Raw genomic sequence first — 13,679 nt, forward strand, 5'->3', positions numbered from 1 at the left:
CTCCAGAGCCCCCGCTGAAAATATGCGAGGGACGGTTGAAACATGGGTCAATTCTCGATGGAAATATCGGGCTGCGCCGGGTCAGCTCTCAGTGGAAATCAACAAACAAGGACAAGTGCCGACGCTAGCTTGGAGTGTTTCATTTTAATTTCTTGCGGGCCGGTCGTAAGCGTATTTTCTTGGGCTCCATCCCGGCAGATTTCAGGACCTCGGCGGATAGTTCGTCGCCCGTTTGGTTTTCGGGCGCTTCCCCTTCGTCGACTGCGCGATCACGAAGGTTCGCCTCCTTAACATTTAACTGCCAAGTTGCTTCGAACGCTTTGTAGGTCGGCGGAGGCGACGGATACTGATCTGCGGAAGTAGGACGAAGAACCGGATGATCGATCCCCTCGTGTTTCATATAGTCGTCAAGATAGTCGAACAGCGCCACAGGAGCGACGTAGTTTTCGTTTGTTAAAAGGCGTTCCCGTGCTCTCAGTTTTCGCTTGTCAGGGTTTCGTTCCGCTTCAATGGACACCACTGGATAAGGATGGTCCTTATTCACGCCCTTCATTGGTTGTCGGCCGTGGTAGCTGAATTGCCCGCTAAACATGTTACTTTGAGCTGCGTCGGCCAACAGGTAAGCTAGTCCAATTGAAGACGTGAAACGATCCGCCGAAGCGTTTTTCGCTACTCGAAATCCTGCGTCGATCCCAGTACCTAGGAAATCGAACTTGTGTGGCTTCCGGTCTGCTTCCCGCTCAAAATCCTCGGTCAAGTACTCTTGGTTTCTGCCGGTTGCCGCAACGTTTCCATCGAACACTTCGATACTTATGTTCTCCGCAGGAAACGCAGCGAGCCAGCCAGCACCCTTAACGTCGAGCGGAACTCCGTCAGTATCTAAACTTTGTCCATAGACTTCTAGAGCGCGCAGAAAAGCTGTGACGCAACAGGCGAGATGCTGAACGCTATTAAGCCGGCAGCAGAATATTATCTCATCGCCGATTGTCTTCCAGACTTGCGGCGGAGGGTCGCGTGCTTCCTCCCCACCTGCGATATGCCCGCTATCAGTTTTCTGGTACGCAACACTGAGCGCTTCAGGAAACTGTTGGTAGAACTGCCGAAACCGCGTAACCCATTCAGGAAGCGGATCTTTTCCCACCGTGCGATTATTAAGGAACGATGCTTTGTAAGCGGTCGACCCAACAAGATCTACCGTGAGGAAGAGCCGTACTCGGTAGCCGGGTATGCTCAAGCTGGTAAGCCCAAGCTTCCTGCGCGCACTTCTGCGGCTTTAGGGCTCACGCCCAGAACTGAGACAACCTTTGTCTTTCCACCTTCGCGAAACAGACGAGTGAATATTTCAGTAGGCATTACAAAAGCAGCGGCAAACCAATTCGCTTCCCATTCGCAACGCTGAAGATCGGGATTGTCATCCTCCACCCAACGGTATGCCTTCATACCAGCTGTTGGATCGACAGCATGAATCTTCGGGAAATGCAGGAAATAGTGTCCGAGCTCGTGTGCGATCGTGAATTTATCGCGGCCCATCGACGTCATCGTGGGCAAGAATATTTTGAACATACCGCTAGGCTCAACGACGATTGATTCTGGCTTGTCGCCAACCGGATTGCGGTATGCGATACCGCCACCCAGTTTAGACACGAGGATTTCAATCGAGGTTTCCGGTTCATAGCCAACGTGCCGAGCAATACTTTCAGCAAATGCAGAAACATTCGCTTTCGATGCTCTGGTCGGTTCTGGCTCTTTGTAGACAACCACAGATGCGTTCCTATGCCTTCGTCGAGCGAGGATTCAGACGAGTGAGCAAACTCATAGCGGCGAATCACTTCGCGACTTTCCGACTGAAACATAATGCGTCAGTTCCCATTTTTCTACAACCGCAACATTGACATTCAAGAATCCCAAGCCGAATCACAGGAAGCTGACTTTTTCATCATTGTTTGTCAGATATTTATTTATGCTGATGGCGTTTGACGCGGGCAGCTTTGCGAAGCTTTTACATCAGGTATGGCCAATCTCAGCAAATGTTGCGCACAATGCCCCATATCCTCGCACAACATTCTGATTTACAATAATATTTTATGCTGATTTCGTGCGTGGTGGTCCCTCGCGATCGGACTTTTGTGGTCGCCTGATCATCAGATTTCTCTGGCGACTCGATGAAGTCGCAAGGTCTATCCTCGGCAGCCCGCACTGCGGGCGACGCGGATCAAGGGGTAGTTGTTTCCACTCCTTATAGGAGGTCCAATTCTGGATCGAAGTATCCTACGATGTCAGCTGAGCCAAGAGCCTCCCATTCAGGCGCCGGGCCGCCTTTCAGGATCGATCTGGAAAGCAACAGGTTCGACGCGCTACATGAAACCTCGCTCATCATGATACAGGCTGGGCAGGCGCCACCACGGCTATCACACAGACTGCCTGAGCCGCACCGCAACATGCGTGGATCGATCGAGCGGCGCAGGAAGTCCATGGCATGGTTTCGCCACATGGCCGAGATGTTGGCCAGGTCCGGGGTCATTCCCTTACGGTAGATCGTGAATGCGAGATCGGCGGGGAATATGTATTCGCCGATGCCATCGCGATCGAGGCCGGATGCATCCGCCAGCGAGTGGATGAGCTGGTGGGATAGCGAGTGGAGGAGCATATACACGAACGGTGCGAGCTCGCGCGATCTGCCTTGTCGTTCCTTGTCTTTGTACGTGTCGAGGAACTGGCCGAAATCCTGATAGGATTCGAGATACGCTCTTGCGAGGTCCGATCCGGAGGACGGGAGGCCTTCCACATTGTTTTTCTCGAGCCATTTCAGGACGCGCTGCTCGTCAAGCTTGATGTAGAGCGCCTCGTTCTTCTGCTGCGTGACATAAATCGGCCTGTCACCATCCCGCATCGTATCGAACGCCACCAAGCGCACGGGCATAGGGACTTTTCGGTTGTTCGACTCGCGCTGGTACACTGGGGTCGACGATACACGGGTGTAACCGAAACTGTACTCGCAGATCGGCAGGCTCCGGAGCAGATACATTTGGCTGATACCGGTCTTTCCGAAAAGGTCCTTGATGTCGGCCTGATAGCGCTTCAATTCTTCTGCGACGCCCACTTTTTCCATGAGTGTGATATCGGGATTGACGACATCAACCGCCGTCTTCCGCACCCCGGTCTGCCCGTCCTGGATGTGCTCTTCCACGAAGGCTGCGTGTTCGATTGTCAATCTGATCGGGTCGAACTTCCGAGCCCAGTCCTTGCGGATTCCGACGGCGAACTCAATCGCCTCGCTTTGCAGCCTTCCTCTCTCGAGCAGGCCTGCATCGAACCAACTTTCGCGGAGCTTTCGCATCGCGTTGCCAAGATCGGCGCGATCGGGCGCTCCTTCCGCCCGCTTCTGGTACGTATTTCGAAGAAACGTATACTCCTCCCAATCTTCCTGCTTGCCAGCTTTCTCCAGAATGGACTCGATCTCCGCATCGGACGGCTCCTGATACGGTATGGAATGGATCTCGGCGAGCTTTTGCAGAAGCTCTTCCGTATGTGTCGTCCTCATCAGCTCGACGACCTTGGTCTCCCGGAGTTCGATAAAGCTTGCGCGTTGGGGATAAAAGGCGCTGCTTGCGCGATACGATACCGGGAGCATGTCGATTTCGATCCACTCGAAGGACTTGCCGCCAGGCTGTAGACTGTCGGTCTTGAGCTTCTGAAGGACATGTCGTTCGGCCTTCTTGAGATCGCGCGGCGTCCCACATCCTTCGCAGACATACTTCCATTCTGAAAACACAGGAGCGCTGTTTTTCAGAGTGAAGTGCTGCCATCCGCAGGTGCAGTGCATAATCTGCCGCGTCGTGCTCGTGCGGTCGTCGAAGGTATAGTTGTAGGGGCTCAGCGGCTCGATGGTGCCGTACCAGTGGGCATATACGACGTCTACCTGTGTCCAGCGGGATTCGTGGTCCTTGCAGCGAGCAGGTAGCTTCCTATTAGCCAGTTCGGCAACGCTCTTGTATTCTCGGACGGTCCCGCAATCCCCGCACTGAAACAATAGCGGATAGGGCACGTAGCCCACGACGTTCGGCTGGTTCAGAACGAAATCGGTCTGGTTTACCCTGACTTCCTTGGTGACCAGGTCGTAGAAGGCGTCGTCGAGAATGAATTCGTCCGGCGCATCCGGGCACCCTTCCCTCGCCCTCTCCTTCCAGCTTTCCGCGAATTCGCGGACGCCCTCGAAGATGGTGTCGCTCACGTTTCTGGGCAGACGTTGCGCGAACGGCATCTTGATCGGCACCGACTTGCAGATACCCCGCCCCCCTTCCCACGTCATCAGGACACCGGGAGCGTAGGAAGTAGCGATTTGCGCCCGCGAGCGCTGCATGATTGGCGGAGCCGCCTTCTTGGCGGCTTCGGTCTCTTCGGCAGATGGATAGCGCTTGCGGCCGCGCTCCATATCTAGCGTCTTCGCTCCATCGCTCATCTCAACCCTCCAATCTCTCGATTTCGCCGTCTGTTTCCGCGGCATCCCCGCGCTGCCGCCTGATTGCTCTCATGACGGCGGCGATGTCGGCGGCATCCATGATGCGTGTGTTTCCTGAGGCGTTGCGGTCGAAGTCCGCGGCGACGATCAGGCCTGCCTCGTCCACGTCGCGAAGGGAGGTCATCGGCTTCTTGAGGGTCGAATCCTGCTCTTCCCAGTAGCGCCGCAACCTGGCCTCGTAGTTCAGATCCTTCATCGCTCTGCTGAGGTTCTGGGAAGCGGCGTCGGTGCGGCTTCGGTAGTACTCCCCGGCAATGGGCTCGCCGAGCGCATCGGGGCCTTTTCCGGCGAACCCCATCGAGGCGAGCATGAAGGAGCCGATGTCGTTGGCAAAGCCCAGTGTATCCTTGGCGGCCAGTCGGCTGAGCATCGTCGTCGAGTCCCGGGTGACGAATTCCGACTTCCGATTGTCCGGCAAGTTGAGAAAGGTGCTGGCGTCCCCGAGCATCGCCCAAGTCTGGAAGTATGAGGCACGGACCCGGTCGATCGCAGCGTCCGACCACCGCTCCACAGCGGGCCGGGCGATCATTCGCTCCAGGAATCGATGGAAGATGTCGTGTGTCTCGATTACATACCGGTCACGGCGGCTTTGCGGGGTGGGAAGCAGCATGACGAACCCGACATGGGTTCGGCCGACACGGCTTGATGCCTGGATGTATTCTGCGATGTCGGAAGGCAGCCCCGCAAAGAGCATGCTGTTGAATCTGTCCACATCGACGCCATGGCTGATAGCCGAGGTGGCGACGATATTCCTGAGCGTCTCGCCGATCTCTGGATATCCGGTTTGAGCGAATGACGTCTCGGCGTCCTTCATGACGCTCTGGATTTCCTGCATGTCGATGCCGCCGGAGATCAGGCTGCTGCGGAACTTGGTCTGAGGAATTCCCGCAACCGCGTGCTTCTGCGCTACGGCCGAGTGCAGTGCGTCGATGACCTGGTCGCCTCCCTTCTTGTTGGTCACGTAGGCGAGCGCAATGCGATGGAGGTCTACGAGGGCCATGATTTCGTCTTCGCGTCCCTCGCTCATAGCGCGCTCGATGGCGGCACGTCTCCAGGCGCCCGGATTTCCGGGAGATACCGATGCGGCGAGTTCGATGATGGCGGCCTGAGTTCGGGCGGAATCGAGCAGATCTCTCCAGAGATGGGAGATGACGGTGTGGAACGAGCTGAGAACTCCCACCGTGGTCACGGTATGGGTGGCGTCGTTCGTCATCAGGGAGACGTAGAGACGCATCCACGGCGCCGTCGCCTCCGGAGCGAGGTGGCTCGGCAGCTCCCTCGATAGAGCCACACGTTCGGCATTTATTGGCGGGGCTCGATCCGGCTCTGCGAAGAATGAGCGATAGATGTCAGGCCCGGGGTACGGGTACCGCAGTGGCTTTCGCTGGTAAAGTGTCCGGAGCTGCCGATCGGGATCGCTGATGGTGGCGGTTGCCGCCACAATCTTCGGAAGACGCGGAACGAGCTTGTTGGAAGCATCCCTGTATCTGCTTACAGCCAGTTTCTCCCCGGCCATCTTGTCAATCGTTGTGAAAGTGTGGTCGAGCAGGGTGTCGAATAGACCGCTGAACGTGCCCAGGCTTTCTTCGAGAAGGTGTGCTTCGTCCTGGATTACGAGCGATGGGAACGGGTCGACGAATACCTTGCTGCCGTGCTCGTAGGCTGGAGTGACGCCACGAAAGCCGACGGCCGCTGGACCGTTCTGCAGCGTCTCCATATCGAAGGGGCTGGAAAGATGCCCGTCCGGACCAATCCACCGGGCAAGCCCGAACATTCCAAGGATTTCTGTAATGGTCGACGTGCTCTGGCCAAGCATTGCGAGCTTATCGACGGTGCCGAGAACAATCGCGGGAGCACGCTGATATATGGTGTCGTCGGTGAGAAGAAATGGAAGCGGACTTAAGCCCTGATGGGCCTTGTTCCACTCGCATTTCGCATTGAAGCAGATGATAGCGGCGAACTCGGCCTTTCCGCCGGACGCCTTGAACTTCCGCAGCCCGGTTGGTTGATCGCAGCATGGGCAGGTCGGGACCTTGTTGTAGGAAGCCTGGACTTCTTGGTACCGCTTGGCCTCCCTGCTCCGGCCGTAGCCGATTTCCTGATCGTCCGGATAGTCGGCCAGAACCGGCAAGCCTGCCTTCATTTGGCTAAAGCGATTTGGCGTGTTCGACGACCCGACCCAGAAGCCGATCTCTATCGGCCAGTTTCCGACGTTCATTTCCTTGCGAACCACTTCGCTCCACACAATGAGCCGCAGGAGACGTTGCGCCTGCTGGAGAGTAAGAAGTCGGAGCGGATAGCGGATCATCGCGGTTATGCCGCGGTCCTTGCCCCGTAGTCTGTCGAGGAAGATGGCGAATACCAGCGCTCCGTAGAACGCCTCGGACTTGCCGCCGCCCGTAGGAAAGTAAAGTAGGCTTGCTGCCAATTCATCTCGTTCGACGTCGAAGGCGTCGGCATATTCCTCCATCCGGGATGCGAAAGTGGGGATGTGGGCCAGGATGAAGGCGAGCTGAAATAGGCGCCAGCCTCTTTCAGGGTCCTTGCGATCACGTCGCGCAAAGGACTCGTTCATCATCAGCCACGCTTGCCACGGCGCCGCTCTCCGCCGAAGCCTGTCCGCCTCTGTTCCCGTCGCTTGCCTAGCTGCGAGCGCAGCCTCGCGGGCGGAAATCAGGAGTCGTACGCCTTGTTCGATATGGCGTGCCTCCAATCGCTGCCCGGCGAGGTCGGTTGCAAAGCGTTCTCGTTCTCGTGCAGCGTCCTCGAACGAAAGCCCTCGTGCGATTTCCGGTGCGAGATCCCGTTCCTCTTGATCGATCCACTTGCGATACTCGTCGGCGAGAACGAGAAGGTCGGAGACGTCGTAACCGTCGGCCAGCGGCCGGAACCGATATTCGACACGGTCGATCCGACGCGGAACAATACGGGGCTGATTGAAACGCGGCGACCACGTGGTCGAGAGCTCCAACCGTCCCTCCTCGATCTCCTGGCTTTCGACGCCGCAATTCAAACCGATCGCCGGATAGGTCATGAAATCGCGAAATCTATATGAAGGCTCTACGCGGTCGAGCTGAACTGGCCTGTGATCACCTCTGACCATATTCAGCGCGACGCTCGTCCCGAATATTGCATTGCACTTGTACCGGGCCTCGACCTTGGAGAGCTCCGCGCACCCGTTGTCGAGTGTGACACGGATAGATGCGCGCGACGGATCGACGAAATCTAGCTGTCGCTCGGCACGAAGCGCCACTGCTCTAAGATCGGGGAGTATCTTCGTATCGGCGGGCACCTTTAGCAGTTCGGCGATGAAGTTATTCCAATCGGTTTCGCTGGCCGCGTTGCCTGGCGAGACTGTTTGGTCCCGCCAGGCAACGCCCGCGCCCTCTCCGCGGAGCCATTCTGTAAGCTGCGCCACCACCTCCGTGATCATGGTATTCGAAAACTGTTCGAACTGTTCCTTCAGAGCGCTTCCGGAAAGCGCCGCAGACCAGATAAACGTGGGCAACTTCAGGTCGATCCGCTTCCATTTGGGCGGTATGGCCGCGGGCGATAGCAGGGTTGCCGGGATCTGCGCACCGCCAGTTACAAGCCTGCCAATGACCGGGGATGGAGCGGCATCCGGATCTTCGGTCCCATCGACAGGAGCTGCCTCATCCTGATCTTCCGTCTGGCCTCCCTCGGAGCTCCCGAACTTGTCGAGGCTCGTTTTGTCCAGAATGATGCCATGCTTCCCGTATACACTGTTGCGAAGGCTGTCGCGGATCTCACGTCTGCGCGAGTGAAGTGCCTCCCTCTCCTCCTGCGACAGCTCGTTCCAGTCCGAACGATCCAGTTTCTCTTGGGCATAGAGTTCCTGGCGACGTTCGCGGATCTCGTGGTCGATCTCCTGCTTCTTGTCCTTTCTCAGCTTGAAATCGATGGCGATACCGAACCGCTCGGTGGAGACCTCCTCCCAGGTGGGAAGGACGCGCACATAGACGGAAAACCGTGGGGCTACGGTGAGCTCAGACGAACTCTCTGCCTCGATATTGAAATCCATGCCGATCGCGGCAATCTTGATGTCAGACGTTTCGTCCTCATTTTCCCGCGACATCCTCGGCAGAAGCTGTCCGGAGAAGACGCTTCGGCGTGGACTCTTTCCATAGACGATCCGACCCGCCTCATCGGTCCCGCTTGCTCTTCGGGTGATCATGTTGACCAGCGCGTCGCAGACAGCTTCCTTGAGTTCCACATCGATGCCAGCGAGTTCGGCGGGCGTCTTGGCCTTCATCATGGCTTGAATCTCCGGCTGGATCTGACTGGCGAGACGAACTCTTCCGCGAGGCGTATCAGCCGGGCGATTTCGTCTGCACGCTTGGCGTCCCCGGCAAAAGCGAGGGAGGCGTCTGGATCAGTCAGGATGTTGAGGTAGGCGTCGTGGAACTCCATTCCGGCCTTCATTCTGAAGCTGCGCTGGGCGCGGACGCCCCAGTGCCAGAAGCGGTTCGCCAGATTGGTGGGGATTCCCAGGGCGGACGTAAACTTGGTGAAAGTCTCGGATTGTCGTGGGGCCTGGGTGACTACATCCTCCAGCCGGGCCTGCAGCTGCTTCTCGAGGTGAACCCATCGACGAACCGTTGCGATCTGAAGATTGGGATCGCCCATCTTGTCGATGAGGGTCCGGATCTTGTCGCTTTCATGAAGGCCGCGGAGCCTTGCAAAGCGGTCCGCCACTTCCTCGTGGTAGTCGCGGATAGCTTCGGATGCATTCGCCTGGATGCTCAACAGGAGGCGTGCGCGATCGACGAAGCTGGAGCTAATAACGCATATGTTGTCCCGCTCGCGGGCATCCTTTGCGTCAATCCGTCTGAAGGTCTGGATCGACCGCGAGGTGTCGAGGCGCACGAGTGCCGAACCCGGGCGTGCGATGATCGTTTGACCGCCCTCCATCGTGAGTTCAATCAATTCGCCGTCGGATTTGCTGTACGCCCCGACGAGGTTGATGACCGACTCTGACGGAAAATGTACTTCCTCCGGCAGCTCGGGCGTCTCGGATAACTTGATCGGCGCCATGCCAAGACCAGCCACGTCCTTCTCGGCTGCCTCGGCGAAGAGTCGAAGTCTGGACGCTATCTCCGGCTCCCGGATCTGCTCTGCCAATCGGTACGCGTCGCGCGCCGAATACTTGAGTGTGTCTCCGTCGGCGAGAACGATGACCTCGGCGGGCAACCATGTCCGCGCGAAGAAACTGAGAACCCCATCGCGAGGTGGAGATACGACAAAGATCCTCTTGAACCTGTTTCGTTCGGACGGAACAAGGCCAGCGATGTCCGTGAGGCCGCCGGGGCCAGAGAAGACGATCATCTCGTTGTCGAGCTTGGCGCGCAAATTTGGGATGACCCGGCAAAGATAGTCCTCTGCAAACTCGGCAAGGGTCTGCTTCCGGAACATGAAGAGTGTCTTGGACGACGAGTTGATGACCCTGCCGACGGCGTGCTCCAGCACTGTCGACATCGGTGTTGCCCGATTGAACGCCGTCATCACCGTCGAGGCCTCCTGCAGCGAGGCGGCGAGCTCGGACCCGCCGACGACGAAGGCTCGCTGTGAAGGCTGCTGAAGCATCTGCACTTGTGGTTCAACGCGGTAATTCTCTATCACGTCCGCCGCGACGGCCTGGCCATGCTCGTTGAACAGATGCTGGTTGAAGGCTGAAAAGGAGCCGGGAAGGCACGAGGTCCGACGCAGCTTCGCGATGATCTCGTTGATCGCGGCAAGCCCGACGGGATCGCCTCCCCGCTTCACGCGATGACGCACCGCACGCAAGTCATCTATAATCTTCCGGCCGGGCCCGTTGAAGCCCTTGACGTGGACAGTCTCTACCCCGGACCAAGCGATTGCTTCCTCGCGAGGTTTGAAAACCAGCGACGATAGTGCCGTGATCGTCTTTGATTTCGCAGGCTGGGGTTTGCGACCACGCAGCTCGTTCATCTCACTGAAGATTTCGAACCGTGCCTTGTCGAAGGTCCAGGGATCTTCGGTGATGGCGACGAAACCTGTGCCGGGAAATGCTTTCCGCATCAGCTTGTAGATGCGGGTGGCCCGATCGACCCAATCCTCGCCGAGCCTGCCTCTTCCTGTCCGAGTGAGGTCGAAGAGGATCAGGTTTAGGGTGCCGCGGACCTTTCGCATCGCGTGTTCCTCTCCTCGTTTGAGGCCATAGAGGAAGTACTCGGCTTGATTTCCGTCATTCGCGTGCTTGCTGACGGTATTGTGTTCCTTGAGATCGGTTCTCGACGCTGTCCGCCAGAGAAGCGAGCCGTTGGAGTGGACGATTCCGTCGCAACCACCGTGGGGCAAGATTTCGTCCAGGGTAGGGTGCTCGAACTCTGGGCTTATGGTGCCGTCCCGGCCCTTTCCGGAAAGGGTTGAGACGCGGCTTAGTATCTGATGATAATCCTTGAGGGATCGGGCATCGTCATTTTCGACACTGTGTCTGTGCAGATGATCGAGATGGGTGCGATGAAGGTATTTCCGGTCGACCTGGATATCGCGGGCCTGCTCGTGGGTGGTTCTCGCGTACGGATAGATCAGAGCCTTGAAGCCCTTGGGCCGTTCAAATGACTTCACCTTTACGCCGTACCTGTCGATCATGGTTTCAGGAGCCACGGCAATGTCCGCAAGGGTAAGCAGCGACGCGATAGCCGATAGGCAGATGCCTCGCTCCGGCCAGGTCATAAGGACGGTCGGCTCGCCTTTCACCGACGCCTCGATCGCGGCTCGGAGGATCTCGGTATAGACCTCTGAGAGTGGCTGAGGGTCTTCGCCGATCGGCCGAAGCGGTACGTCGGCAAGCGCGGTAAGACGCGTATCGGTGATGGCGGCAACTTTGGAGTTTTCATTGGCCGGATCTTCGCCCTCGAAGCGTTCTGGCGCCTTCTCGATTGAACGAGCGGCAAGCAGTGCGCTTCTATGCTTCGCGTTCTCTGCACGCTGGCGCAGGCGGTCGGACAACGATGCGTGGGGGGCTCCTCGGAAGTTGCCTCTCATCACGACGCCTCCGAAAACGATTGAACGTTGCCGTTTCGGTAGGCAATAACAGCGGCCTCCTCTATATCGTCCGTCTCCTCCAATGCAGTTCGGAACGCATGTGGAGATGGGAGATCGAGCGCACGGAGCAGCGTCACAGAGACCGTGGCGGTTCCCGAAACGGCCCGGTAGCGTTCATCCACGGCCTTGGTATTGAGAAGCGACACGAGAAGGTCGAGATTCTTGGTGTCGGACGCGGAAAGGACGATCGTATGGTTTTCCGAGACAAAGCCCTTCCACGGGGCAATTGCATCCCGGTCGACCATCGCGGCGACGATGCGTCGTGGCTGGCTGCTGTTCGTGACGCGCTGCACGATGGCTGCAGGTCCATCGATGATCGCAGTGCTGCCGGAAGGGACGCGAACGAAGTCGACGCCATCACCGCTGCGGTTCAAAGGACGGCAGAGGCTCTTTGCTCTGACGTTTTTCGCCCAGAACAAGGGGTACGCCAGGTCATCCCCGGGAGCGCAGATTCTGTCCCATTCGCGGTTCCATACGAAATACCCCGCTTTCGCCGAGACGCCATAGTCCGACAGGGTCGCGCCGCCTCGGTCCTTGCGCGCGTCGGTTCCTGCCAACCAGGGCGATGAGATGTCCTTGGGAAGCGGGCCAGCCGGGACTGGGTGTGAGACGCCCGCCCCCGTTATTGCAGGAAACTTCACCCGACCGTTGGTCCGGTGCGGAGCGCCCCTCCTAACCAGCAAGACGCTGACGTCCTGAGCAACGTCGGCGAATACGTCGTCCCTGTTTGTCACCGTTCCCAGCGCCAGGATCTGGCCCTGGCTTGCAACATAAGATCTCATGCGGTCATACAGCGGGCCGCCTCGGAAGCTGGATGGAATGACGAGTGCGACGAGACCGCCCGTCTTCACCACGCGCAGGCAAAGCTCGGTGAAGACGGCGTACTTGTTGATGTGGTTGCCATAGGCGACCTTCCCCCAAGTCTCTTCCGCCAGTTCGTCCGGCCTCATGCGCCCGTACGGAGGGTTGGCAATCACCAGATCGTAGGATTCGTCTGTCTTTGCGTGGATGCTGTCTCCAACCCTGACGATCAGGCGGCTCCGGAAGCCTTCAAGCTGTTCGGCAATCAGAAATTCCGACATTCGCGCGAGGCGTTTGTCGATCTCGATGCCGTTCAAACGATTGGCGATGTCTTTCTTCGGAACGCCCGCCCGGTGCATTCTGTCCGCAATCAGAGAGAGAAACGCGGCTCCTCCGGCGGCAGGATCCAGGACGTCGTGCTTTCGGATATCGAATCCATGGTCCGATGCCATATCGATGACGGCGTTCGCTAGATACGGCGGCGTGAAATAAGCGGCCTGCGCTCGGCGATCCGCAGGCGACATCATCAGCGTGTAGAGCGTACCGCGCCAGTAGTTGCGGTCATGAGGCGACAAGGCAGCCAGCCTGGCTCTGAAGCTTGCGACTTCTTTAAGTTTAAAAGGATTCAGATCGATGCAGACGTTGTCGATATCACTATGGCCTGGTAGCTCCTTTAGGAGCGCGCGCGCAGCAGCTTTCGCCACCGTAAGCATCGGCAACGCTGATTGTTCCCTCGCCGTCAAATCCCCAGCCTCGCATTTCATATATCCCAGAGTCGACGCCGGCGCTGTTTAAGGCGACAGCCACAACTCCGCGGAACTTGCTCCGTTTGCGCGAATCCCGCACCCCAAAGTAGTATTTTCGTTTTTCTGGAGATGTCAAAGTCAAACCTGTGTTTGTGGCCTACATTGCGGTGAATTGGTTTTAACAGGTTCTGACATTCAACTTCGTGCTAGGTGAAGTTAAGTTACTTCGTGCTAGGAATATGACTTAGGGGTCGGATTTATTGGGTGTACTACACGAAGGATCGCACCGCCTTTCTGTCATCCGAAATCCGTGGCCCAGTCGGTCGACCAAGCTATGCGTTCGTCGAGACGAGTGATCGCCGTGGCGGCGGGCGGCTTCGGTGACGGTGCGCAGGTCCGCGCTAGGCGCTAGGCGCTAGGGTAACTGGAGCAAATCCGGTGGCAGGAGGGATTCCTGTTTTCTGCAAATCATGATTCACTCCATTTATGACGAAGCGCCGCCTGCCCATGGCCGAGCATGCCGA

6 protein-coding genes are annotated in these 13,679 nt (G+C 57.7%); all 6 read right to left on the reverse strand.

Annotated features, from left to right (window positions below):
- Positions 1–139: 139 nt before the first annotated feature.
- The gene (locus QTL94_RS22070; RefSeq protein WP_289803101.1) at positions 140–1,234 is read right to left on the reverse strand and encodes a hypothetical protein; all 1,095 of its coding nucleotides are present in this window, start codon (positions 1,232–1,234) and stop codon (positions 140–142) included.
- Positions 1,231–1,761, reverse strand: coding sequence for an ImmA/IrrE family metallo-endopeptidase (locus QTL94_RS22075; RefSeq protein ID WP_289803102.1), 531 nt, complete (start codon positions 1,759–1,761; stop codon positions 1,231–1,233). Before QTL94_RS22075 ends, QTL94_RS22070 begins: the two co-directional genes overlap by 4 nt.
- Before the next feature lie 475 nt (positions 1,762–2,236).
- Positions 2,237–4,459 carry a DUF8724 domain-containing protein gene (locus QTL94_RS22080; protein ID WP_289803103.1) on the reverse strand — a complete coding sequence of 741 codons (2,223 nt, stop codon included), beginning with the start codon at positions 4,457–4,459 and terminating at the stop codon, positions 2,237–2,239.
- A 1-nt stretch (position 4,460) separates the two neighbouring features.
- Positions 4,461–8,795 carry a DEAD/DEAH box helicase gene (locus tag QTL94_RS22085; RefSeq protein WP_289803104.1) on the reverse strand — a complete coding sequence of 1,445 codons (4,335 nt, stop codon included), beginning with the start codon at positions 8,793–8,795 and terminating at the stop codon, positions 4,461–4,463.
- Positions 8,792–11,548, reverse strand: a complete 2,757-nt coding sequence (locus QTL94_RS22090) for a hypothetical protein (protein ID WP_289803105.1) — start codon at positions 11,546–11,548, stop codon at positions 8,792–8,794. The genes QTL94_RS22085 and QTL94_RS22090 overlap by 4 nt, the downstream gene beginning before the upstream one ends.
- On the reverse strand, positions 11,548–12,984 hold the full coding sequence (locus QTL94_RS22095; RefSeq protein ID WP_289803106.1) for an HsdM family class I SAM-dependent methyltransferase: 1,437 nt from the start codon (positions 12,982–12,984) through the stop codon (positions 11,548–11,550). Before QTL94_RS22095 ends, QTL94_RS22090 begins: the two co-directional genes overlap by 1 nt.
- Positions 12,985–13,679: the final 695 nt, after the last annotated feature.

It is taken from the genome of Rhizobium sp. S96 (assembly GCF_030382195.1).
Lineage (GTDB): Bacteria > Pseudomonadota > Alphaproteobacteria > Rhizobiales > Rhizobiaceae > Rhizobium.

Excerpts from the sequence above, each read along its gene's own strand:
- QTL94_RS22080 (WP_289803103.1), bottom strand. The coding sequence starts at position 4,459 with ATGAGCGATGGAGCGAAGACGCTAGATATGGAGCGCGGCCGCAAGCGC.
- QTL94_RS22085 (WP_289803104.1), bottom strand. The coding sequence starts at position 8,795 with ATGATGAAGGCCAAGACGCCCGCCGAACTCGCTGGCATCGATGTGGAA.
- QTL94_RS22090 (WP_289803105.1), bottom strand. The coding sequence starts at position 11,548 with ATGAGAGGCAACTTCCGAGGAGCCCCCCACGCATCGTTGTCCGACCGC.